The sequence below is a fragment of the Labrenzia sp. VG12 genome, assembly GCF_002237595.1.
Lineage (GTDB): Bacteria > Pseudomonadota > Alphaproteobacteria > Rhizobiales > Stappiaceae > Roseibium.
Genome location: NZ_CP022529.1, coordinates 5,281,951 through 5,305,233 on the forward strand (window position 1 = coordinate 5,281,951; position 23,283 = coordinate 5,305,233).

A 23,283-nucleotide genomic window follows, 5' to 3' on the forward strand; every position below is an offset into this window, starting at 1 on the left:
CCCGATTGGGCGGGTTTTTTAATTCGAACTGACGTGGTGCCTCAGTCGCGCAGCAATTCGTTGATGCCGGTCTTGGAACGGGTCTTCTCGTCAACCGTTTTCACGATCACGGCGCAGTAGAGGTTTGGTGCCGGTTCGCCGTTGCCCATCTTGGAGGCGGTCGGCATGGAACCGGCCACAACCACCGAGTAAGGCGGAACTTCGCCATAGGTGATTTCGCCGGTCATCCGGTTCACGATCCGGGTCGACTGGCCGATGAAAACACCCATGCCGAGCACGGAGCCCTCGCGCACGATACAGCCTTCAACCACTTCGGAGCGGGCGCCGATGAAGCAATTGTCCTCGATGATGACCGGGCCGGCCTGAAGCGGTTCCAGAACGCCGCCGATGCCGACGCCGCCGCTCAGGTGCACGTTCTTGCCGATCTGTGCGCAGGAGCCGACAGTGGCCCATGTGTCGACCATGGAGCCTTCATCGACATAGGCGCCGAGATTGACGAAGGACGGCATCAGCACAACGCCCTTGCCGATAAAGGCGGAGCGGCGCACGGTGCAGTTCGGCACGGCGCGGAAGCCGGCTTCCTCGAAATTGATGCCGCCCCAGCCGTCAAACTTGGATGGAACCTTGTCCCACCAGACGGCATCGCCGGGTCCGCCCTTGATCACGTCCATCGGGTTGAGACGGAAGGACAAAAGCACGGCCTTCTTGGCCCATTGGTTGACAACCCAGTCGCCATCCTTTTTCTCGGCAACGCGCAGCTCACCCCGGTCCAGGAGGTTCAACGTTGTTTCCACCGCATCCCGGACATCGCCGGTGGTGCTGGTGTCGATGGCGGCACGGTCTTCAAAAGCCGCATCGATGGTCTTGGACAGGGCAGCGAGATCTTGGGTCATCTGACAGAGGGTCTCCAGGCGTTAACTTGTCTGGCGCGGACCTAAGCCGCCGGACGCGGCCCTGTCAAGCGCACAAGGACCGGCAGCTGTCGCATAGCCGTCACCGCGCAAGGGAGCGCTTGCGAGAGGGGTATGGCTTTCAGTCTCTGTCTGATGAGAAAAAATAAACAGTCTGATGCAGTTTAAGCAGTGTTCTGAAGGGTGGTTTTCTGAAAACAAGAAGTCAGATCAATGAAACAGGAGTGGTCCCGGTGGAGCTGTGGATCCCGATCACCATTGCGGCAGCCTTTTGCCAGAACCTGCGCTCGGCCTTGCAGAAACATCTCAAGGGCCAGCTGGGAACGACAGGGGCGACCTTTGTCCGTTTCGGCTATGGCGTACCCTTCGCCTTTCTCTATGCCGCGGTGCTGCATCTGGTCTTCGGTTATGCGCTGCCGGAGCCGAATGTGCGGATGGTGGCTGCCGGAGCCGTTGGCGGCCTGATGCAGATCCTCGGCACGTTCCTGCTGATCCATCTCTTCTCCTTCCGCAATTTTGCGGTCGGCACGGCCTATTCGAAAACCGAGCCGATCCAGGCGGCACTGTTCGGCTTTGTGGTTCTGGGTGAGCAGATCACGCTGGCTGCCGGCCTGTTTATCCTGATCGGGATCACCGGCGTCGTTGTGATCTCGCTGGCGCGGGTCCCGCTCAGCGCATCGGCCATCAGATCGTCGCTGATGGGCCGCCCGGCGCTGATCGGCCTGGCTTCGGCGGCCGCCTTCGGGGCGTCGGCGGTTGCCTATCGCACGGCCACGCTGTCCCTGGAAGGGACTGGTGTGCCGATGCAGGCGGCCTATGCGCTGGTCTATGCGACGCTGTTCCAGACAATCGTCATGTCCGGCTGGATGGCAGCCCGTGAACCGGATCAGCTGCGCGCCAGCCTCAGGGCCTGGCGGGCTGCCATTTGGGTCGGGGCCGCGGGTGTGGCCGGGTCGATCGGCTGGTTCACTGCCATGACCCTGCAAAACGTCGCCTATGTGCGCGCACTCGCCCAGATCGAACTGGTCTTCACCTTCCTGGCCTCCTGGCTGGTGTTCAAGGAAGTGATCGTGCGCTCCGAAATCTTCGGCTGTGTGCTGATCGTAACTGCGGTGATCGGGGTGATCCTGCTCAGCTGACGTTGCAAGGCCGGTTCTAGAAGGCGACCCGGTCGCCGCCTTTCAGGTCGAGGATTTCCCTGGCCTCGTCTGGTGTTGCCACCTCGCTGCCGAGCTCTTCGACGATCCGGCGGATCTTGGCGACCTGCTGGGCGTTGGAATCGGCAAGCTGCCCCCGGCTGATGAAAAGGCTGTCTTCCAGCCCGACGCGGGCGTTGCCACCCATCTGGCTGGCAGTCGTTGCCAGAGGGATCTGGGCGTTGCCGGCTGCGAGCACCGACCAGCGATAGGCATCGCCAAAAAGCTTGTCTGCGGTTTTTTTCATGAAAACCAGGTTGTCGATATCCGCCCCGATTCCGCCCAGGATCCCCAGGACGAACTGGATGAAGACCGGCGCCTTGAAAAGGCCCGTGTCCATGCAGAATTTCAGATTGTAGAGATGACCGACATCATAGCACTCGTGCTCGAACTTGATGTCGTGCGGCGCGAGGGTTTCGGCAGCTTCACGAATGTCCCTGAACGTGTTGCGGAAGATGTTGCCATCGGAATTGGCGACATAGTCCTTTTCCCAGTCGAACTTCCAGTCGTCATAGCGTTTTGCCAGCGGGTGAAACGAGAAGTTCATGCTGCCCATGTTCATCGAGCACATTTCCGCGCTGAACGTGGCGGCCGGACGGATGCGGTCCTGGATCGACAGGGTCAGAGAGCCGCCGGTCGAGATGTTGATGACTGCGTCACTTGCCTGTTTGATCCGCGGCAGGAAGGGGGCGAAATCGTTCGGGTCGACCGAGGGCGCGCCGGTCTCGTGGTTGCGGGCATGCAGGTGCAGGATCGAAGCGCCGGCCTCGGCAGCTTCGATCGCCTGGCTGGCAATGTCGTCATAGGTATAGGGCAAGGCATCTGACATGGTCGGGGTGTGAATGGCCCCGGTGACCGCGCAGGTGATGATGGTCTTGTTGCGTGTGCGGGCCATGGCCGCCTCCCGATTTTCAAGTCTTGTTTTTGATGACCCGCCGAGCCAGCGGGAACAGTTCCAGTCCTGAGCGCTCCCGGAAGGTGCCCCAAAGCCCTTTTGGCGCTTTCAGCATGACGGCAATGGCGACAACGCCCAGGATCAGCAGGTAGGTCGTGCCGAGGTCGGAGAGCGTCTCGCGCAAGAGGAAAAAGAGGATCACGCCGATGATCGGACCTTCCAGGGTGCCGATGCCGCCGATCACGACGATGAAGATGACGAAGGCCGTCCAGTCGTTGACGCTGAAGGCGGCATCCGGTGAGATCCGCAGCTTTTGCAGGAAGATGAGGGCGCCGGTCATCGCGGTCAGTCCGGCGGTGATGACATAGACCACAAATTTGGTCCGCCAGATGTCGATGCCGAAACTTTGCGAAGCCAGTTCGCTGTCGCGGATGGCCGTCAGGGCGAGACCGTTGCGGGAGCGCAGCAGCGCGTAGATCACGCACAAGACCAGGACTGCCATGCCCAGGGCGAGCCAGTAGGTGGTCGCTTCACGCATGGACCGGCTGGAGGCCATCTCCTTCACGATCGTCACCGGCAGGCTGGTGCCGGAACCGCCACCAAGCGACGAGACTTGTGCAAAGGACAGGCGGAAGACCTCGGCAATGACCCAGGTGCCAATGGCAAAATAGGCCCCACGCAAACGGAAAATGAGCAGTGCGACCGGCACCGCGACGACAACACCGAGAACGCCGGCAAGCGGTATGGCGACCAGCGGAGACACGCCGGCAAAGATGGCAAGCGCGAACAGCATGTACCCGCCGAAGCCGACAAAGGCCTGCTGACCGACGGAGACCAGTCCTGCGTAGCCTGCCAGGAGGTTCCAGAGACAGGCCAGCGACAGGTAGAGGAACATTTCGCTCAGCAGGCGCATGTCGGCCCGGCCCGCCCACCAGGGCGCCGCGATCAGGCCGACCAGGACAAGAGCTCCGACAAGCGCGGCTGTCCGGCTGGCATTAGAGGTGCGGGAGATGGAATAGGTTTTCTGGGAGATGGTCATCAGTCGATCCTGGGAAACAGGCCGCGCGGGCGGACAGCGAGCACGATGAGGAAGGCAATGTGACCGGCCAGGAGCTGCCATCCCGGATTGATCTGGGCACCGATGTTCTGGCTGACACCCAGAATGATGCCGCCGATCAGCGTTCCCCAGAGATTGCCGAGCCCGCCGATGATCACGGCTTCGAACCCGAAGATCAGGCGGCCCGGGCCGATGGAAGGATCGAAACTGGTCCGGATGCCGAGGAAAACACCCGCAAGGCCAACCACTGCCAGCGACAGGGCCATGGCGAGGCCGAACACATGGGCTTTGTTCAGCCCCATCAGCTGCGCGATGTCCTGCTTGTCGGAGACGGCCCGGAAGGCCCGCCCGAGAGCCGAGCGATAAAAGATCCATTGCAGCCCGGCGATCACGGCGACCGCTACCACGAACATCAGAAGCGGCAGCACGCCGACATTGAGGCCGCCCGGGATTGCAAGGCTTGCGGTTTCCAATGCACCGGCACTCATCTTTTGAGGGTCGGCGCTGTAGATCTCCAGCAGACCGTTCTGGATGATGACGGAGAGGCCGAAGGTCACCAGCAGCGGCGGCAGGATGTCGTCGCCAAGGGTCTGGTTCAGGATGCCGCGCTGAAGCACATAGCCGATCCCTGCCATGATGGGCACGACGACAGCAAGGGCAAGCAGCGGGGAAAGACCGAGGGAGGTCGTGATTGTCAGACCGAGAAAGGCGGCCAGCACGATGAAGTCGCCATGGGCAATGTTGACCAGGCGCATGACCCCGAAAATAAGCGACAGTCCGGCGGCGAAGAGCGCATAAAGCCCACCGAGCAGAACGCCCTGAAGGATGGCATTGATCCAGTCCATCTTAAACTCCAAAATAGGCTGCGCTGATAGCGTCGCGGGTGAGTTCGTCGGGGCGACCTTGAAGCGAAATACGGCCTTCCTGCAGGCAGTAGACCCGATCCGAGACACTCACCGCCTTGGCAATGTCCTGTTCCACGATGATCGCGCTCATGCCTTCGCCGATGATGGCGGGCAGGGCCTCGTAGATGGACTTGATGACAATCGGTGCGAGGCCGAGGCTGATTTCGTCGAACAGCAGAATGTCCGGGTTGGACATCAGCGCGCGGCCGATGGCGACCATCTGCTGCTGACCGCCGGACAGGGCCGTGGCCGGATGGTGTCGGCGCTCCTTGAGGATCGGAAAGAGCTCGCAGACCGCTTTCATCGACCAGGGGCCTTTCCGCCCCATCTGACCGCCGATCAGAAGGTTTTCCTCTACCGACAGGGACTGGAACAGCTGCCGCCCTTCCGGTACCATGGCGATGCCGAGACGGGCCACCTGGTCGGCTCTCAGCGCGCCGATGCTCTGGTCTTTCCAGATCACCATGTCGGGCCTGTTGCGGATCAGGCCGGTGATGGAACGCATCAGGGTGGTTTTCCCGGCGCCGTTGGCGCCGATGATCGCGACGACCTCTTCCGGGAAAATGTCGATGGAGACCCCGAACAGCGCCTGGAAGTCTCCGTAATGGGCCTCCAGTCCGCGGGTGGCAAGCAAGGGCTCAGGCATCGGCGTCCACCCCCATATAGATTTCCTGCACCGCCTGACTGGCCATTGTTTCCTTCGGGTCGCCGTCGGCGATCTTGCGGCCGAAATCGATCACGATCAGCCGGTCGACAACCGACAGGAGGGCATGCACGATGTGTTCGATCCAGATGATCGACAGGCCGGTCTTGCGAATGGTGTTGATGGTGGCGACCAGCTCATGACATTCGCGTTCGGTCAGGCCGCCGGCAATCTCGTCGAGAAGCAGGACCCTGGGCCGGGCGCAGAGCGCGCGTGCCAGTTCCAGCCGCTTGCGGCCGAGCAGGGTCAGTTTGCCGGCCGTTTCGTTGGCCTTGTCGATGAGGCCCGTGAGTTCGAGCATTTCAAGACAATGATCATTGGCATCCGCCAGCGATCCCGTCGCGCCATGCGTGGCGGCAACCAGCGTGTTTTCAAAGACACTCATGCCGGCAAAAGGCTGCGGGATCTGGAAGGAACGCGCGATGCCGCCCCGGCATCGTCTTGCCGCGGACCAGCGCGTGATGGTGTCGCCTTTTAGCCGGATCTCGCCGCTGTCCGCGCGGATCGTACCGGTGATCAGGTTGAACATCGATGTCTTGCCGGCTCCGTTTGGTCCGATCACGCCGAGCGCCTCTCCCTCGCCAAGCCGGTAGCTCAGCTGGTCGGCAACAGTGATCGCGCCATAGGCCTTGGAAACGCCGGATAGTTCGAGAACAGCAGTCATGAAAACCTTCACGTCTGTTGGCGGCACGCGGCCGGTCGGCCCGTGCCGGTGCCGGATCAGGACAGAAGTTTCAGTTCACCGGTGGTGGCGATGAAAGGCGCGCTGCGATTGGCCGTGATCACCAGATCGAACCCGTTGGGGCCCTTTTGCCACTGACCTGCAACAAGCGGGGTCTTGGTCACGTTGCGGACAGGACCGTTGCTCCAGTCGACCGGACCGACAACCGTCGACAGCTTGGTCGCCTTGATGGCGTCCAGGATTGCATTCGGGTCATCGAGATCGGCGGTGCGCCGGATCACGTCGGTGGTAACTTCAAAAAGGGCGTGCTTGAAGCCAATCGGCTGGGTCCAGGGACGGCCCGAGGCAGCCATGTAGCCTTCCGCCAGTTCCCTTGCGGAGACACCCGTCAGCGAAGAGGAGAACGGATGGCTCGGCGACCACCAGATCTCCGAGGTCAGGCCGTCACCGCGGTCCCCGAGAGATTCAATCACCGACGGGAACAGAAGGGCCTTGCCGATTGTCACCACTTTGGGGGCGAAACCCTGTTGTGCGGACTGCGACCAGAAGGTGGCAAAATCCGGCGGGATCATGTTGCCCGTGATGATCTCGCATCCGGCTTCCTTGAAAGCTGAAATCTGGGACGAGAAATCATCCGTGAGCGGCTGGTAACGACCGGGGTCTGTCAACTGAAAGCCCTGCCCGGCAAGAGCGGGCGGGAAGCCGTGGATCTCGTCGCCCCACGCATTGCCATCCGCGTCATTTGGAAAGAGGCCACCGACCTGTTTGGCCACACCGCTTTGCTGCCAGAGATCCAGGAAGGCATTGATGACGTCTTCAAGCCCCCAGAAGAAGTGGAAGGTATAGTCGAAGCCGGAGGCCGGATCACCGTTGCGGCCGAAGAAATAGGGCTGCCACGGGCAGTCGGTGGTGATGCAGGGGACTTCGTTGAGTTCGGCCTGATCCGACACCGGGTTGGTGGTGTCCGGTGTGGAAGCGGCGACGATGATGTCGACCTCGTCGCCAAGCAGCAACTCCGACGCCACTTCTGCGGCCCGGTTCGGGTTCGACTGGCTGTCCTTGGAAATGATTTCGACCTGAAAGGTCTTGCCGTTGTTCTCAACGCCGCCGGCGAGCGCTTTCTGGATGCCTGCCAGGACGTAGTCGTCGGCCTCGGCAAAACCCGCCAGCGGTCCGGTGCGTGGGCTGACATGGCCGATCTTGATCACCGGGTCGGCAGCATAGGCGCGCGTCCGGGTCAATATGGCCGGGGCGGCCAGGCCGGCTGAAGCGCCTGCCAGAAACATGCGGCGGGAAATCCCGTTTGTCTTCCGAAGATGCGTCATCTTTTCTCCTCCCAGATGCGCTTGATACGGCGGCTGTCTAGTCTTCCAGGATCGTTTCAAGCCTCCGCAGATGTGTCGCGACACGCTGGCGGACATCCTCCATGTCCTCCGGCGTCCAGGTCCTGAACCCTTGCCCGCTCTTCATGCCGAGCTTGCCGTCTTCAACAAGTGCACGCAGATAGGGGGAAGGGGCCGGCCGGCTGTCGAGATCGGCCAGAACATTCTCATGGATGTCGAGTGTGAGATCGGTGCCGACGAGATCGGCATTGGCCAGCGGACCCAGCACCGACAGGCGGCGGCCGAAACTTGCGTTGACCACCTGGTCGACGGCTTCTGCCGTGCAGACCCCGCTCTCGACCAGAAAGATCGCTTCCCGCCACATGGCATGCTGCAGGCGGTTGCCGATGAAACCTGCAACGTCCTTTTCCACCCGCACCGGTGTCTTGCCGACGCTCGCCAGCAAAGCCACGGTTTTTTCGAGTGCTGCTTCGGCAGTCCACTCTGTGCGGATGACCTCCACCAGCGGGATCATGTGCGGCGGGTTCCACCAATGGGTCCCGAGCGCGCGGGATCTGTCCGTGAGGTCCGACATGATGGTGGTGATCGGAATGACGGACGTGTTGGAAGCAAGGATCGCCGTTGCCGGCGCATGGTCCTCCACGCTCCGGAACAGGGATCGCTTCAGGTCCGGCTTTTCCGGGGCGGCCTCGAAGACGAAGTCGGCCTGCGCGACCGCGCCGGGCAGGTCGGATTGCGGCGAGATGCGCTCCAGTGTTTCCGCGATTTCGGGATCCGGCACGGCCATGGCCTCAAGGCTTGCCCGCACGCATTTGTGCAAAGCGTCAAGGCTCGCCGGGAACGGGTCATGGACACGGACCTCATGTCCGGCTCTGGCGAAGGTCAGGGCAATGCCATGTCCCATCAGGCCGGCACCGAGAACGGCAATGGAATAGGTCTCAGCCATCCTCTATCCCGCCGTATAGCCGCCGTCGGCATAAAGGATATGCCCGGTGTAGAAATCAGAGGCCTTCGAAGCGAGAAACAGAAGCGGACCGATCAGGTCTTCCGGTTCTCCGAGACGGCCCTTTGGCACACGGGCCAGGAAGCCTTCCCGAAACCCGGTGGCTTTCTCGTCTTCCTCGAACATCCACGCCGTCAGCGGCGAGCGGAAAACCGTCGGCGCGATGGCGTTGACGGTAATGTGGTCCTCGCCGAGCTCGCAGCCAAGCGCTTTTGTCATGCCGTCCACGGCGGCCTTGGAGGCGCAATAGGCCGTGTAGCCCGCCGGATGTCCGAGAAGCCCTCTCGCCGAGGAGACCAGGACGACCTTGCCGCCTGTCCCCTGGCGCTTCATCTGGACAACAGCAGCGCGCGCCAGAAGCCAGGACTGGGTGACGTTGGCGTCCATGACATTGGCGAAATGTTCAGGTGTCAGTTCATCGATCTTGGCGACCTTGTTCATGCCGGATGCCACCACCAGAATGTCCAGCGTGCCAAAGCGGCTGACAGCCAGTTCCACCAGCTTGTCGCATGCGGTTTCGTCCGACGGGCGAATGCTCATGGAGACAACGTCCGCCCCATGGGCCTCGCAGTCGGCCACGGTTTCTGCAAGTGCCTCGGCATTGCCGGCGGCCAGCACGAGCTTGCAGCCGGCTCCGGCGAGGGCGCGGGCGGCGACGGCCCCGAACGCGCCCGAGGCGCCGGTGATCAGGGCAACCTTGCCGGCAACGTCAAACAGGCTCGTCGGATTGGTCCAACTATCGGTCATCAGAGGGCCTCCGGCGGATAGGGGATGACCACCAGCATGGTGCAGGTGTGATTGGAGCGGTTCTCGAGCGTACGGATTTCATTCGGCTGGATGGTGCAGCTGTCATAGCGCCGAAGCACGGTCTCCGTGCCGTCGAGGATCACCGTCATTTCGCCGTCAAGGACCACGTAGACCTTTTCGAACGGCGTGGAGTCCGGTCCGGCGCCACCACCCGGCAGAAACTGGCTGAGCCCGACCCACTGGTTGCTCGGTCCTCCAGGTTCGAAGCCCTGCAGCCTCAAGCCGACCACGCCGCGATGGTTCGGCGCCTCGTAAGGGGCGGCCTCTTCAAACCGTTTCACATGCATTGGTTTCCTCCCATGCATTTCCGTGTGGGGCCGCCCGGGCGGCGCCCTTCGGGTGTCAGAAGCTCTCGCCAGCCTCGATGCGGTATTGCTGGCCCTTGTCGATCATCGCCACCAGGCGGATGATGCAGCCGTCGCCGCGGTCCCAGTTCCAGGGGAAGAAGGCAAAGGTGCAGCGCTTGCCGGTGACGGCATCCAGGTCGCCGCCGACATTTTCGATCCCCAGAATGCCGTTGGAAAACAGCTTGTTGTGGACCGGTTCCCATTCCGGGAAGTCTTCTTCCCAGCCCCGGCCGCCTGACCATTCCTTATATTCGGCCTCAAGGTGAGGCAGGATCGGTCCATTGCGCTGAGGGCCGATGGCGGTTGCCAGCGGGTGATCGTTCGCCTGCGTGTCATGGCCGACCACCTTGACGCCCTTTTCCACCATCCAGTCGGCGGCGGAGGGGACGAGGCCCGGGCAATAGGCGAAATAGTCGCCGTCCTCATACTGCTTGTGCCAGCCCGTGTTGATGATCAGGACATCGTTTTTCCGGATCGCATGACCGCAGGCTTTCTCGAGATCGTCGCCCGTGATCTGTTCCCACTTCTTCTTCGGGATCGACACGACCAGGCCGGAGCCGAAGAAATGCGGCAGCGGCACCTCGTCGATAAACGGTGTGCCCGGCACCACATGGGCGGGCGCATCGATATGCGTCGTCACATGCATGGTGGTGGTGATGGTCTGCGACAGGACCCCGGACTTTGCCATGTAGTGCTTCCGGTCGATCTGGACGTCCTGGAAATATGGCCAGTTGGGGCACTGAAAGCCGTAGCGGTGCGAGAGATTGTAGAACTCCACGCCCATGTCGTTGTCCAGGTTTCCCTGAAAATCGATCCCGCGAATGGTCACCGACATATGTGTTCCTCCCAAGGGTCAGTGCATTGCTGTATTGCTTTACGGTACGATTGTATCATAATGCGGTCAAGTGATTTCTCGACAGATCGCTTATCATTGCCTATATGGCTTGATCAGCGCCAAGCGGGAGTGAGCTTGAAAACGGCGAAGTGAGTTGGGGAAAGCGGCGGATATCATGGATACTGAAAGAAAAACTCAGTCCAATCAGGGCATTCAGGTCATTTCCCGGGCCGCCGAAATTCTGCGAATTCTGAAGAACGACAATTCCGGGCTCAGTCTCGGTCAGATCGCCGAGCGCGTACATCTGCCCCGCTCTACGGTACAGCGGATCGTCAATGCACTGATCGCGGAACGCCTCGTCATGGCCAGTGCCGCTGAGGGCGGCCTGCGGCTCGGCTCGGAAATCCAGTCCCTGGCGGCAGCCGGGCGGATCAACATTGCCGAACTGGTTCGCCCGATCCTGACGGAGCTCTCAAAGGAGACCAAGGAGACGGTCGATCTGGCGGTTTTCCGCGACGATCACATGGTCTTTGTGGATCAGGTTGTCGGCTCGCACCGCCTGCGCACCGTATCGGCCGTTGGCGAAGTTTTTCCCATGACCGATACGGCCAATGGCAAGGCGGCGCTCGCGCTGATGGAAGACGATATCCTTGTAACGATCGCGGCACCGGAGCTGAAATCCGGCGAAGAAACCGGGCGGCCGCTATCAGAATTCCTGAAAGAAATCGAGGACATCCGAAAAACCGGAATTGGCTGGGATCTCGACGAGCATACGGACGGGATCTCTGCGGCCGGGATTGCCTTCAAGGACCCGATGGGACAGATCTACGCCGTCTCCGTGCCGATCCCGTCTCACCGGTTCGGCAACCTGAAGGAAAAACTTGCTGGCCTGCTTCTGGAGACGCGCAACGCGATTGGGCAGCTTCTGTGATCTGCAATCTGAAACGGGTCAGGACCGAAGCGGCGAGGGACCTTTCGAAGAAACCCAAACTGTATGTCGGGCAGCGGAGAAAGTCAGATGCCGAGCGCGTTCCCCCGAAAATCGGTTCTGGGGCCGGGCGCCATGTCGACGGCGTCACCAACCTGAACGGAGCCCGGCTTCAACACCTTTGCGTAAATGCCGAAGTCGACGTCAAATTCCTGGACGATGGTCCTGAGGACGCGTGGATCGTATCCGAAGTCCTCCTGCGCCAGGGTCACCATCCGGCACCGTTCCGTTTTGTGGGTTACCTGAAGCCGAACGGAACCGAGGGCCAGCACTGTGTCGACAAGGTCGCCGCCGGTCATGCCGGCCGGGGTCTGCAGGAGCATGTTTGCCCGGAACCGGCGCGGGTCGATTACTGCATCGGGCAGCAGCGTTTGCAGCCCGTCAAGCTCTGAGGAGAGCAGCAGGTGAACGGCGCTGTCGTCGTGGTGCGGAATTGCCTGTTCGCGCTTTAGGGTAACAGGCTGTCCCAGAAAGCCGGACAGCTCGTCACCCAGGTCGTCTGAACCGATGTTGATTTCACGGCCATCGGGGAAAACGACCTGAACGGTCCCGGTTTTTATCTTTGCACTCAAGGCGAGCAGATTGTCGATGCGCGTGAAGCGCTCGGTTGTCTTGCCGCTGCCAAGCTTGCCGGCAGCATCCGCTATGGCATAGAGCCGGTCACCGACCGCGCCACGCTCATCAAGATCGAGCCTTGGAACCGCCTCGCCAAGGGTCGACTTTATCGGGTAGTGCCAAAGCGCAGTTACTCTCAAGAGTGGTTCCCCGGTCCGGTATGAGTCCTGGAGCAGCAAATCGGGCAAGCCGAAGTGAAAAAGTCAAGACCATCGGCAGAAGGAGCAGGACACTGGAGTTGATTTGAGGTGGGTTCACAAATCGCGCTGCACTGATCTGCCGATGGGGAAATTCGAATTGGGTAAAGCGAACTTTAGCCAATTGTTTCGTTTTTAACGATAGTCTGAATTTAATTCCAAGATCTGGCTCCCATAGTGAGTGGGAAGGTGCACGCTCCCGGTATTGAAAGGTTCAATGGCGAAATTCCTTTTTTCCAGATTTGACACCAGTCAGATCTTGTCACGGCCGAGCTGGATCAGCATGATTGCTGTCGGGCTTGCGCTGGCCGTGACGATCGCAGCTGGTGTCTTTGCGGAAATACAGAACCGCTCGGTGCATCGCCAAAGCGCCCGCGCAGATGTGGGGGAGCAGCTGGGTCTGGTGCGCGCACGTCTGGAAGGCAACATTAACAGCAATCTCCAGCTGGTTCGCGGCCTGGTCGCCCTTATCGCCACGCAGCCCGACATCGATCAGGAGCAGTTTGGCCGTATTTCGCGCTACCTTGTCGGTGAGCATTCCCAGCTGCGCAACATTGCCGGTGCGCCTGATCTTGTCGTCAGCCTGATGTATCCGATGGCCGGCAACGAAAAGGCCATTGGCCTCAACTACAGAACCAACGAACAGCAACGCGATGCGGCCATGCGCGCAGTTGAGTCCGGCCAAATGCTTCTTGCCGGACCTGTCAATCTGCTGCAGGGCGGGATCGGGTTCATTGGCCGGTTTCCTGTCTTTATCGACAAGGAGGACGGAACCCGGGACCTCTGGGGGCTTGTCTCGGCTGTCGTCGACGCCGAACGGCTCTACGCAGACAGCGGGTTGACTGATCCCGATCTGCCGATCGAGATTGCGATTGCGGGCGCGGATGCGACCGGCTCGACAGGCAAGGTCTTTTTCGGGTCCGAGGACATTCTTTCTGAAAACGCCATTCTGTCCGAAGTGGTTTTGCCATCGGGACGGTGGCAACTCGCGGCGATCCCGCGCGGTGGCTGGTCGGACATGCCGGAAAACGCCTGGCAGATCCGGCTTCTGATGATTGCCGGGGCACTGCTGATCCTGTTGCCGATCTTCGTGGCAGGGCAGCTCTATGATCAGCGCCGCGTTCACATTCGCGAACTGAAACACCGCCAGCATCAGATGGAGCATTTGTCGCAGCGGCTGAAACTCGCGCTGGACACATCCAAGATCGGCATCTGGGAACTCAATCTCGATACCGGCGAGTTGTCCTGGGACGCGCGCATGCTCGAACTTTATGACGTTCCTGAAGGGCGTGACGCGACCAGGTATGATGTCTGGTCGGAGAGCCTGCACCCGGATGATCTCAGGCGTGCCGAGAAAGAGTACTGGGACGCGATCGCGGCCGGCGGCATGTATCATTCCGATTTCCGCGTGATCCTGCAGGATGGCTCCACACGGTGGATCCGGGCAATCGGGGCCGTGCACACCAATGCACGCGGGCAGAGCTACATTCTCGGCGTCAATTGGGATGTTTCCAGCGACATCCGGCTCAAGACCCGGCTGGAAAAGGCCAAGCAGAATGCCGAGGACCGCAACCGGGACCTGGAAGACGCACGGGCGCTCATGGAGCATCATTCGCTGCATGACAGTCTCACCGGGCTGCCGAACCGGCGCTATCTGGATCAGCATCTGCTCGATCCGGAGGCACCTCGCAAGCCGACGGCACTGCTGCATATCGATCTCGACCGCTTCAAGCACATCAACGATACGCTCGGCCATGCAGCCGGTGACAGCATGTTGATCCATGCAGCGGGTGTCCTGAAGGAGGAGGCGGGTAAGACAGACTTTGTGGCGCGGGTCGGCGGCGACGAGTTTGTCATTGCCATCACCGAACCCACGGATGAACTCGAACTTGCCGCACAGGCAGAGCGCATCATCGAGCAGATGCGCCAACCCATCCCTTATGAGAACCATCAGTGCCGGATCGGCGTCAGCATCGGCATTGCCATGGCGGATACGTCACTGAAGGATTTCGGCAGGCATCTGCTGGTCGATGCAGATATTGCTCTCTACCGGGCCAAGAGCAACGGCCGCAACCGGTTCGAATTCTTCTCCGACACGCTGAAGCTTGAAATCATCCGCAACAAGCAGGTTGCCGACGATATTCTCACCGGCCTGGAGCATCAGCAGTTTCTGCCCTTCTTCCAGCCGCAGTTCTGCGCGCAGGATCTCAAGATTACCGGTGTCGAAGCCCTTGCCCGCTGGGATCATCCAAAGGAAGGCATCCTGACGCCGGATGTCTTCATGAAAACGGCGGATGAACTCAATGTCGTTCCCCTGATCGACCGCACCATTCTGGAACAGGCGCTCTGGCAGTCGACCCGCTGGAAGGCCGCCGGTCTCACCATCCCGAAAGTGTCGGTCAATGTGTCAGCGGGCCGGCTCAATGACGCACGCCTCATGGAAAGCCTGGACGGGCTTTCCTTCGAACCGGGAACACTCTCGTTCGAACTGCTTGAATCGATCTTTCTCGATGACGGCAATGACCGTATTGCCACCAACTTCGAACATTTGAGAGAAAAGGGCATCGATATCGAGATCGACGATTTCGGTACCGGCTATGCGTCGATTGTCAGCCTGATCCATCTGAGGCCCTCGCGGTTGAAGATCGACCGGCAGCTGATTCTGCCGATCCTCCAGTCCGAAGGACAGCGGCGGCTTGTTGCCTCGATCATCGAGATCGGTCAGTCGCTCGGTATCAAGGTCGTGGCGGAAGGGGTCGAGACCATGGAACACGCCCGGATCTTGCGGGATCTAGGCTGCGATGCCCTGCAGGGCTATGCCTTCGCGCCGCCCATGCCGTCCGACAAACTGATCGAATTCGTGCGCGAGGAGCGCTGGCGGAAAGCCTCCTGAGACCCTTCGGTCGAATGGGCCTTGACTCTCTTTCGTTTTGATCCGATATTTCTGTCATGACAGAAATTCCTGACAAGAATGATCCATCTGCCAAGGCTCAGTTCATCCTGTATTGGGGCGACATGGGTGGCCAGTGGGGTGTCAACCGCTCCGTGGCTCAGATCCATGCGCTGCTTTATCTGAGCCCGGACCCGCTTAATGCGGAGCAGATTTCCGAGGAACTCGGTATCGCCCGCTCCAATGTGTCCAACTCGCTGAAGGAACTGGTGGGCTGGCGCCTGATCCAGAGGGTCCCGGTGGCCGGTGACCGGCGCGAGCATTTTGTCGCCGAGACCGATGTCTGGGAAATGGCGTTGCTGATTGCCAAGGGCCGCAAGGAGAGGGAAATCGATCCGGCAATCCGTGCCATCGATGTCTGTGTCGGACAGGCGAAACAGGAGCCGCAACTGCATCCGGTCACGCTGGCGCGCATGCAGGAGATGCACGACTTCCTGGCAACAGCCGACCGCTGGTGGGACCAGATGCTGGGCATTCCGAAATCCAAGCTCGCAACGCTTATCAGCATGGGCGACAAGGTGCTGGGTCTGCTCAAGATCGGCGGCAAGAAAAAGGGGTGAAGCCGGTCGGTTGATCCCGACTGGTGGATCTCCAAAAAATTTTGGAAAATTATTTCTCTTTCTACAGAAATAACTGATGCGACAGGAGAGGGTGGAATGCATAGTGAAAACACGCTGCTACGGCCTCCCGATTTGACAGACGGCAGATTTCGCAAGCTCCTCGGCGAAGAGGCCTGGTCCGCATTGCCGGCGGCCGTGCAGCGTCGTTTCGGCAAGCGCCTAAGAGGCGGCGCAAGTGTTGTCTATCAGGGCCAGGTGGTTGCCATGCACATGAACCTGGCAGGGCGTCTCCTGGCGCAGATGGCACGCCTTGTCGGTGCGCCTCTGCCACACGACCTGTCATCCCTGAACCAGCCGGCTGTTGTGTCTGTGACCGAAGATTGCGCCGGGGACGGCCAGTTCTGGCTGCGCCAGTATGGCCGGGCCAACGGCTTTCCGCAGGTGATCCATAGTTCCAAGCGCTTCGCCGGACCGACGGGGATCGAGGAATATATCGGCTTTGGTATCGGTATTGCGCTGAAGGTCAGCGCGGATGGCAATGGCCTGACCTTCAGGAGCGATCACTATTTTATTCAGGTTGCGGGCCGGCGCCTGCGTCTGCCTGCCTGGCTCCAGCCCGGAAGGCTGACGATCAGCCACAAGGACCTGGGCGCCTCCCGTTTCCTGTTTTCGCTTTCTCTCAAAAGCGGTCTCTTCGACAAGCTTGTTTGCCAGGACGCGCTGTTTCACGACCAAGGAGATTGATCATGGACAATGACTGGCTTTGGGTGTTGATCGCCATACAGGTCTTCATGGGAGCCTTCGACACGCTGGTGCATCACGAAGGCACCGAGCGCCTGGCCTGGCGCGCCTCGCAGAAGACGGAGCTTCGGCTGCATGGCGTGCGGAACTTCTTCTATGCGGTGATCTTCCTGTGTTTCGGCTGGCTGGAGCCCCATGGCGTCTTTGCAATGGTGCTGACCGCAATCCTTGTCGCCGAAGTGCTGATCACCCTGTGGGATTTCGTCGAGGAGGACCTGACCCGCAAATTGCCCTGGACCGAGCGCATCAACCATACGCTGCTCGCGCTCAACTACGGAGCAATCCTGGCGCTCTTTGGGCCTTACCTCTGGCAATGGTGCCAGCAGCCGACGGCGCTGCATCCGGTCAGCTATGGCTGGTGGAGCGTGCTGGCGACGGTCGCAGCTCTTGGTGTCGGGCTGTTCAGTGCAAGAGACCTCCTGGCGGCTGCGCGCAGCGAGCGTCTGGGCGGGGCGGAACCGGCAGATCTCGTCAGCGAACTCCGCCCGCGTCAGACTGTACTCGTCACCGGCGGCACCGGTTTCATCGGCCAGAGGCTGGTGGAAGCGCTTGTCCGGGGCGGTCACTTTGTGACGGTTCTGACCCGTGACCCACGCAAGGCCGACATGCTGACCCATCCGGTTCGTGTGATTTCCAGCCTGGATCAGATCCACGACACGGAGCATTTCGACACGATCGTGAACCTGGCGGGCGATCCGGTTGCAAACGGTTTGTGGACGGCCAGAAAACGGGCGCGCATCATCGACAGCCGGGCGGCCACGACGGAAGCTGTCAACGCGCTGATCAGACGGCTTGCCCACAAGCCGGCCTCCCTCATAAATGGATCAGCCATTGGCTGGTACGGCTTGCGCGGTGACGAGACGCTGACGGAAGATGCTGCGACCGGTCCTGCATTCGTGCATGACGTCTGTGCACGCTGGGAAGACGCAGCTGAAAAGAGTGCGGCCGAGGGCGTGCGGGTTGTCTGTTTGCGCATCGGCCTGGTCATGGGCGTTGAAGGCGGCATGCTGGCCCGGTTGCTGACCCCGTTTGAATTCGGTGGTGGGTGCCGGCTGGGCAGCGGCCAGCAATGGATGTCGTGGATCGAGCGGGACGATCTTGTCCGTGTGATTGCGCGAACGATCGCCGATGACCGCCTGCAAGGAGCGGTCAATGCCACGGCACCCGAGCCGGTCCGCAATGCCGAGTTCACACATGCTTTGGCACGGGCGCTTCATCGCCCCGTTTTCCTTAAGGCGCCAGCCTGGCTGCTGTCGGCTCTCCTCGGCGACATGGGCCGGGAGACCATGCTCGGTGGCCAGCGGGTCGTGCCTGACAAGCTGCTCAAGGCCGGCTTTGAATTCCGCCACCGGCAACTCGCCCCGATGCTGCGTGTGATCACCGGGGCAAGGCGGATCAAACCGCAACAGCCTTTACGCCCGGTGGATGCTCCGGTTTGACGCGGCTCAAGCACTGGTCGACCGCGAAGGGGGCACTGTGTTGTGTGAGGTGGTTCATCCGTGGCATTAAACTTGCAGCCCACGGCAAAACGGGTTGGCAAGTCCCGCTCAATCGGGGCAATTGAAGAGGGGCGCTGATTTGATCAGCGCCCCTTCAGCTTCGCAAAGCCGACCCAGGAGCTTCATGTGCGTTTTCATTACCTGCGCCCAGGCACTGGCGATCAGTTGCGTGACGCAAGCGTGCCCGCAAGGTTCAAGGCGATTGTAGCCATTGAGGAAGAGCTCGACCCAAAAGCACGGGATGCTGTTTGCGATTGGCTCGTCGCCTCAGGCTGTCTTTACATGATGGCCTGGGGAGCTGGCTGCGAGATCTTTTACGATTGCGTCGACGAGACGATACGAGACCGACACGACTTTGGTGATATTCCGGTGGGTGCCGGCGTCGTGACAACCTGGCATGAAAACGAGCCCCTGTCCGAGGTCATGTGGTTCGCCAGGTTTGCAGCGGAGCATTCAGTCGCTGTGTTGCAGGACGTCGTGCTCGTTCATCTTTCTTCGGTTGACCGGCGTGAGGAGTTCAAGGATCTGTTCGAGCGCACCATGGCAGGCGACTGAAATCTGCGTGGCGGGTTCAAAGCGAATCCTGCCTGTCAGAATCCGGTCGCCAGAGGCAGGAGCATCGCTGCCCCTGCCAGAATATCGACCGGAGCGTCCGGATTGGCGGTCAGGCTCTTGCGATCACGGATTAAGCACGATCACCTTGGTCTGCCCGCCGTTACAGGTCCAGCAGCAGCTGGAACAGCGGTTGCGGTTCTTGTAGCCGACGCCCCAATAGAGGTTGGAGCGGTTCTTGACCCATGCGCCGTAACAGATCTTCTCGCCGCTCCGGCAGGATATGTTGATGGTTTTGACCGAGTAGTCGTCCAGCACATAGACCCTGTTGTTACCTGGCCAGACATGGCCGCGGCGGGTGTCGGAATAAAGCTCGACATTCACCACATTGGGATGCTTGCTCTCGAACTGCCACAGCAGTGATCCGGCTTCGGCCGATTGTGTGGCCGTGCCGAAATAAACCACGGAAAAAACAAGAAGGATGGCGCCGATAAGCCCCTTACGCATAAAACTTCCCCCCAGAAGAAATATGGCTTCTGGTTCGCCCGGTGGCGGACCGTAAAACCAAGTCGCTTCAAGTATGACGTCAATTGCAGTGGCAACGCAAGGGAAGTCATATGAGGCCTTCGTCTAGGCAGCGGTTTGCAGCCAGTCCCGGAAAGCGGAGACCGGTCGCGTCAACGTGCGCGCCGGAGAGCGAACGAACCAGTAGCCGGTGTCGAGTTCCACGACGGCCCAGTCCGGGGTGATCAGGTGTCCGGCGTCCAGTTCCTGGGAGACAAAACGCCTGTCAATGACAATCGCTCCCATGCCGGCGATTGCCGCCTGAATGGCAAGGTCGCGGCTTTGCAGCACCGTGCCGGAATTGGTGTCGGGATGCTGAAGACCGGCGGCCTCCAGCCATTGGATCCAGTCGTTGCGGCGCGACGCGCTGTGCAGGAGGCGCAGGTCCTTCAGGATCTCGGGGGCATCGGGGTCTTTTCCCTGCAACAGGGCAGGTGCCATGGCAACGACCAGATGCTCCTTCCAGAGCAAATGGCTTTCAACGCTCGGCCAGTTGCCGGTGCCGAGCCGGATGGCGCAGTCGTAATTTTCCCGGTCAAGATCAACCATGCGCGTGGAGGCCGATAGAAGCAGTTCGACATCGGGCTGTTCGGCCTGAAAGGCCGGCAGACGCGGGATCAGCCACCGTGTGGCAAAGGTCGACACGGTGCTGATCCGAAGTTCCGTGCGACCGCGCCGCCTGAAACTGTCGACAGCTTCCTCGATCCGGTCGAAGGCATCGCCAAGGCTGAGCGCAAGGCGCTGGCCCTCTTCCGTCAGTGTCAGTCCACGGCCGTCCCTGTTGACGAGGGTTGCTCCGAGTTCACTTTCCAGCTTGCGCATCAGGTGAGACAGGGCCGAGGGCGACACGCCCAGTTTTTCCGCCGCGAGAGCGGCCCGGCCGTGACGGGCAAGCAGGGAAAAGGCATGAAGCGCGCGCAGGGACGCCATGGGTGATCTCCTGACAGTTGAATTATCTTCAATAATGAAGTCCGGAGAGCATGTCGAGCGCCGGTCACTGCAAGGCGGCAGCGCCTTCCTTCTTCGGCTGGTTCACGAGCGTCACCAGAACGAAGGAAACAATCATGAGGAGCACCCATGCATTGAGTTTTGCAAAGGACACGATTGTCCATCCGTCACTTTGACCGGGATACTGCCAGGCACGGGCGAACGTGCCGATGTTTTCCGCAATCCAGATGAAGAGCGCGACCAGGAAGAAGCCGAGGACCAGCGGCATCCTGTGCCTGTAGCGGAAGACCGTATAATGAACCTGCGTACGTCCAAAGAGCAAAAACAGGACCCCGAACAGGCAGATCCGCAAATCGACGATGAAGTGATGGGAGAAGAAGTTCACGTAGATCGCCAGCGCAAACAGCCAGGTCGTCCAGAGCGGCGGATAGCCGGAATAGGCAAAGTCGAAGACCCGGGCGACCCGGGCAAGATAACTGCCGACAGACGCGTACATGAAGCCTGTGAACAGCGGCACCCCGCCCAGGCGCAGCAGGCTGTCTTCCGGATAGATCCAGGAACCTGCGGATGTCTTGAAGATCTCCATCACGGTTCCGACAACATGAAAGATCAGGATGATACGGGCTTCGTCCGGGGTCTCCAGACGCGTGGCGATCATGATGATCTGGGTTCCAAGCGCACACAGGAACAGGAAATCGTAGCGGCTCAGCAATGCATCTTCGGGATAAACGTAGCGGGTCAGCAAAATGTATCCGAGCAGCAGACCGCCGAAGAGACACGCATAGGCCTGTTTCAGGCCGAAGGCGAGAAATTCCGTTGCCGCAATGCCGAACCCACCACGGCCGAGCGCCGGGCGCAGGAGTTCCAGAAATCGATGAATGAGTTTTTCCGGCCTGGATCGCGCGCGGGAATGGGTGCGGACAGGTTGGAAAAGACTGATTGAAAACATGGCTGCGCCTGTCTGAAGAAGAGGAAAGCCGGATCCGGAATCGGACCCCTCTCTTCCATGCAGTCGCCAATGTGCAATTCGCGTGCAGGCAACGCGCAGTATTTGAAGAACCTGCTGGGCGCACGGTCGAGGCAACTTCCGCAGGCATTGGGCCAAACCGGCCCGGCCCTCCGGGTTTGTGTCTGGCGGACCCCTGTCTTGTCGGGCCGATTGCCCTTAGCCCGCCATGGACTTCGCGCCCCTCCGCGCAGATCGTCTCGCCAGACTTCAAACAGACTGAGCCAGTCTGACCGGGAAGTGTTCTAGCGGATCACTCCGAGAACGGCTTTCAGGAACCCGGTGAGATCGTCGGTGACGAAGTCGACATGCGGATAGGGGTCCCCTTCAAGGTCCCAGTTTTCCTCAAATACCGGGCGGGTCCCGGCCGGAACGATCAGCGTGGTACACATGCCGAGCGCGTGTGGCACGCGCAGGTTCTTCGCAAGATCCTCGAACATGGCGGCACGCGCGGGGGCAATGCCCGTGCGTCCGAGAAACTTGTCATAGGTCTCCCGGTTCGGTTTGGGCACGAGATCCGCCGATACGATGTCGAAGATATCCTCGAAATGCTCCGAGATGCCGAGGGCGGCCGCCGTGCGTTCGGCATGCGGCGTGTCACCATTGGTGAAGATGAACTTCTTGCCCGGCAGGGCCGCGATCGCCGCGCCGAGAGCCGGGTCGGGATCAAGCACCGAATAGTCGATGTCATGTACGAACTGCAGATAGTCGTCCGGATCGATGTTGTGCGTCGTCATGAGGCCGCGCAGAGTGGTGCCGTATTCGTGGTAGAGCTCTTTCTGGTGCGCCATTGCCTCGTCGCGCGACAGGTCGAGGAGTTTTTGAACGTAGCGCGCGATCTGCTCGTTGATCTGAGAGAACAGATCGGCCTCGTGCGGATAAAGCGTGTTGTCGAGGTCGAACACCCACGCTTCAACCCCCTTGAACAGGCGCAGGTCGTTGCGGTGGGCCTGCGGCCCCTCGTTTGGCAAAGGACTTTTTCCGGTCACGGGCGTATCAATGTCCCGGCACCGCCATCGGTGAACAGTTCCAGCAACACGGCGTGAGAGACCTTGCCGTTGAGGATGACAACACCTTCAACGCCGCGGTCCAGGGCTTCGATGCAGGTTTCGACTTTCGGTATCATGCCGCCGGATATAGTGCCGTCGGCGATCAGGTCACGGGCCTTGGCAACCGTCAGCTGTTTGATCAGCTTGCCGTCCTTGTCCAGAACGCCCGGAACATCGGTCAGGAAAAGGAGGCGCGTGGCGTTCAGCGCTCCGGCGATGGCGCCGGCTGCGGTGTCCGCATTGATGTTGTAGGTCTCGCCGTCCTCGCCCGGCGCAACCGGTGCAATCACCGGTATGATGTCTTCTTTCAGGACCAGGCTGAGCACAGTGGGGCTGACCTTGGCCGGTTCGCCGACAAAGCCAAGATCGACAACGCTTTCTATGTTGCTGTCCGGATCGACCGCCGTTCGCTTGAGCTTGCGGGCAGTCATCAGATTGCCGTCCTTGCCGCACAGGCCGACCGCGCGGCCGCCCTCTGCGTTGATCAGCTGCACGATCTCCTTGTTGATCGAGCCGGCCAGAACCATCTCGACAACCTCGACGGTTGCCTTGTCTGTGACCCGAAGACCGCCCTTGAACTCGCTGACGATGTTCAGCCGCTCCAGCATCTTGCCGATCTGCGGGCCGCCGCCATGAACGACCACCGGATTGACGCCCGACTGGCGCAACAGCGTGATGTCGCGGGCAAAGGCCTGACCAAGCTCCGGATCTCCCATGGCGTGACCGCCATACTTCACCACGACCGTCTTGTTGTCATAGCGCTGCATGTAGGGCAGGGCGTGGGCGATGATTTCGGCGCGGCTGGACGTTTCAGGCGTGGTCATGGACGGCGTGTCACTCGATTTGGCTGCGAAAGGGCGGCGGAAAGTT

Annotated in this window: 24 protein-coding genes; 7 read left to right on the forward strand and 17 right to left on the reverse strand. The window is 60.6% G+C overall.

The window, feature by feature from the left end; genetic code table 11:
* Window positions 1–41: 41 nt before the first annotated feature.
* Window positions 42–893: a 2,3,4,5-tetrahydropyridine-2,6-dicarboxylate N-succinyltransferase gene (gene dapD, locus CHH27_RS24390; RefSeq protein ID WP_094073910.1), complete on the reverse strand. Its 852-nt coding sequence runs from the start codon at window positions 891–893 to the stop codon at window positions 42–44.
* A gap of 251 nt (window positions 894–1,144) precedes the next feature.
* On the opposite strand from dapD, the gene CHH27_RS24395 reads away from it, so the two are divergent.
* Window positions 1,145–2,050 (forward strand): EamA family transporter, encoded by a 906-nt coding sequence (locus CHH27_RS24395; RefSeq protein WP_094074980.1) that lies wholly within the window; start codon window positions 1,145–1,147, stop codon window positions 2,048–2,050.
* A 16-nt stretch (window positions 2,051–2,066) separates the two neighbouring features.
* Here CHH27_RS24395 and CHH27_RS24400 read toward each other — a convergent pair whose 3' ends face one another.
* Genes CHH27_RS24400 through CHH27_RS24445 form a run of 10 tightly spaced genes read right to left on the reverse strand, consistent with a single transcriptional unit; the run spans window position 2,067 to window position 10,684 of the window.
* Window positions 2,067–3,002 carry a 3-keto-5-aminohexanoate cleavage protein gene (locus tag CHH27_RS24400; RefSeq protein ID WP_094073911.1) on the reverse strand — a complete coding sequence of 312 codons (936 nt, stop codon included), beginning with the start codon at window positions 3,000–3,002 and terminating at the stop codon, window positions 2,067–2,069.
* A 16-nt stretch (window positions 3,003–3,018) separates the two neighbouring features.
* The gene (locus CHH27_RS24405) at window positions 3,019–4,041 is read right to left on the reverse strand and encodes a branched-chain amino acid ABC transporter permease (protein ID WP_094073912.1); all 1,023 of its coding nucleotides are present in this window, start codon (window positions 4,039–4,041) and stop codon (window positions 3,019–3,021) included.
* Window positions 4,041–4,904 carry a branched-chain amino acid ABC transporter permease gene (locus tag CHH27_RS24410; protein WP_094073913.1) on the reverse strand — a complete coding sequence of 288 codons (864 nt, stop codon included), beginning with the start codon at window positions 4,902–4,904 and terminating at the stop codon, window positions 4,041–4,043. The genes CHH27_RS24405 and CHH27_RS24410 overlap by 1 nt, the downstream gene beginning before the upstream one ends.
* A gap of 1 nt (window position 4,905) precedes the next feature.
* Window positions 4,906–5,610: an ABC transporter ATP-binding protein gene (locus CHH27_RS24415; RefSeq protein ID WP_094073914.1), complete on the reverse strand. Its 705-nt coding sequence runs from the start codon at window positions 5,608–5,610 to the stop codon at window positions 4,906–4,908.
* Window positions 5,603–6,331: an ABC transporter ATP-binding protein gene (locus tag CHH27_RS24420; protein ID WP_094074981.1), complete on the reverse strand. Its 729-nt coding sequence runs from the start codon at window positions 6,329–6,331 to the stop codon at window positions 5,603–5,605. Before CHH27_RS24420 ends, CHH27_RS24415 begins: the two co-directional genes overlap by 8 nt.
* A 56-nt stretch (window positions 6,332–6,387) precedes the next feature.
* A complete protein-coding gene (locus tag CHH27_RS24425; RefSeq protein WP_094073915.1) occupies window positions 6,388–7,674 on the reverse strand; it encodes an ABC transporter substrate-binding protein in 1,287 nt (428 codons plus the stop codon).
* A gap of 37 nt (window positions 7,675–7,711) precedes the next feature.
* A complete protein-coding gene (locus tag CHH27_RS24430) occupies window positions 7,712–8,638 on the reverse strand; it encodes a 3-hydroxyacyl-CoA dehydrogenase family protein (RefSeq protein WP_094073916.1) in 927 nt (308 codons plus the stop codon).
* A gap of 3 nt (window positions 8,639–8,641) precedes the next feature.
* The gene (locus CHH27_RS24435) at window positions 8,642–9,442 is read right to left on the reverse strand and encodes an SDR family NAD(P)-dependent oxidoreductase (RefSeq protein ID WP_094073917.1); all 801 of its coding nucleotides are present in this window, start codon (window positions 9,440–9,442) and stop codon (window positions 8,642–8,644) included.
* Complete coding sequence (locus CHH27_RS24440; protein ID WP_094073918.1) at window positions 9,442–9,789, reverse strand: cupin domain-containing protein; 348 nt, start codon at window positions 9,787–9,789, stop codon at window positions 9,442–9,444. Before CHH27_RS24440 ends, CHH27_RS24435 begins: the two co-directional genes overlap by 1 nt.
* A 55-nt stretch (window positions 9,790–9,844) precedes the next feature.
* Window positions 9,845–10,684 carry a cyclase family protein gene (locus CHH27_RS24445; RefSeq protein WP_094073919.1) on the reverse strand — a complete coding sequence of 280 codons (840 nt, stop codon included), beginning with the start codon at window positions 10,682–10,684 and terminating at the stop codon, window positions 9,845–9,847.
* Window positions 10,685–10,859: 175 nt separating this feature from the next.
* Here CHH27_RS24445 and CHH27_RS24450 point away from each other — a divergent pair, with 175 nt between their 5' ends.
* The gene (locus tag CHH27_RS24450) at window positions 10,860–11,615 is read left to right on the forward strand and encodes an IclR family transcriptional regulator (RefSeq protein ID WP_094074982.1); all 756 of its coding nucleotides are present in this window, start codon (window positions 10,860–10,862) and stop codon (window positions 11,613–11,615) included.
* Between the two features lie 83 nt (window positions 11,616–11,698).
* Here CHH27_RS24450 and CHH27_RS24455 read toward each other — a convergent pair whose 3' ends face one another.
* Entirely contained in the window at window positions 11,699–12,427 is a 729-nt protein-coding gene (locus CHH27_RS24455) for an MOSC domain-containing protein (RefSeq protein WP_198338290.1), read from the reverse strand.
* Window positions 12,428–12,701: 274 nt separating this feature from the next.
* Here CHH27_RS24455 and CHH27_RS24460 point away from each other — a divergent pair, with 274 nt between their 5' ends.
* The 5 genes from CHH27_RS24460 (at window position 12,702) to CHH27_RS24480 (ending at window position 18,849) form a co-directional block, all read left to right on the forward strand.
* Window positions 12,702–15,377 carry an EAL domain-containing protein gene (locus tag CHH27_RS24460; protein ID WP_094073921.1) on the forward strand — a complete coding sequence of 892 codons (2,676 nt, stop codon included), beginning with the start codon at window positions 12,702–12,704 and terminating at the stop codon, window positions 15,375–15,377.
* Between the two features lie 56 nt (window positions 15,378–15,433).
* Window positions 15,434–15,994 carry a GbsR/MarR family transcriptional regulator gene (locus tag CHH27_RS24465; RefSeq protein WP_094073922.1) on the forward strand — a complete coding sequence of 187 codons (561 nt, stop codon included), beginning with the start codon at window positions 15,434–15,436 and terminating at the stop codon, window positions 15,992–15,994.
* A gap of 96 nt (window positions 15,995–16,090) precedes the next feature.
* Window positions 16,091–16,738, forward strand: coding sequence for a DUF4166 domain-containing protein (locus CHH27_RS24470; protein ID WP_094073923.1), 648 nt, complete (start codon window positions 16,091–16,093; stop codon window positions 16,736–16,738).
* 2 nt (window positions 16,739–16,740) lie between these two features.
* Window positions 16,741–18,234 (forward strand): TIGR01777 family oxidoreductase, encoded by a 1,494-nt coding sequence (locus tag CHH27_RS24475; protein ID WP_208988362.1) that lies wholly within the window; start codon window positions 16,741–16,743, stop codon window positions 18,232–18,234.
* A gap of 186 nt (window positions 18,235–18,420) precedes the next feature.
* Window positions 18,421–18,849, forward strand: a complete 429-nt coding sequence (locus CHH27_RS24480) for a hypothetical protein (RefSeq protein ID WP_157739089.1) — start codon at window positions 18,421–18,423, stop codon at window positions 18,847–18,849.
* Window positions 18,850–18,972: 123 nt separating this feature from the next.
* On the opposite strand, the gene CHH27_RS24485 is transcribed toward CHH27_RS24480, so the two are convergent.
* From CHH27_RS24485 to argB, 5 genes are all read right to left on the reverse strand, one after another.
* The gene (locus CHH27_RS24485) at window positions 18,973–19,353 is read right to left on the reverse strand and encodes a hypothetical protein (RefSeq protein WP_094073926.1); all 381 of its coding nucleotides are present in this window, start codon (window positions 19,351–19,353) and stop codon (window positions 18,973–18,975) included.
* A 123-nt stretch (window positions 19,354–19,476) separates the two neighbouring features.
* Window positions 19,477–20,340 (reverse strand): LysR substrate-binding domain-containing protein, encoded by an 864-nt coding sequence (locus tag CHH27_RS24490; RefSeq protein ID WP_094073927.1) that lies wholly within the window; start codon window positions 20,338–20,340, stop codon window positions 19,477–19,479.
* 64 nt (window positions 20,341–20,404) lie between these two features.
* Window positions 20,405–21,307 (reverse strand): DUF817 domain-containing protein, encoded by a 903-nt coding sequence (locus tag CHH27_RS24495; RefSeq protein ID WP_094073928.1) that lies wholly within the window; start codon window positions 21,305–21,307, stop codon window positions 20,405–20,407.
* 302 nt (window positions 21,308–21,609) lie between these two features.
* Window positions 21,610–22,353 (reverse strand): pyrimidine 5'-nucleotidase, encoded by a 744-nt coding sequence (locus CHH27_RS24500; protein ID WP_094073929.1) that lies wholly within the window; start codon window positions 22,351–22,353, stop codon window positions 21,610–21,612.
* Complete coding sequence (gene argB / locus CHH27_RS24505) at window positions 22,350–23,237, reverse strand: acetylglutamate kinase (protein WP_094073930.1); 888 nt, start codon at window positions 23,235–23,237, stop codon at window positions 22,350–22,352. Before argB ends, CHH27_RS24500 begins: the two co-directional genes overlap by 4 nt.
* Between the last annotated feature and the right edge of the window lie 46 nt (window positions 23,238–23,283).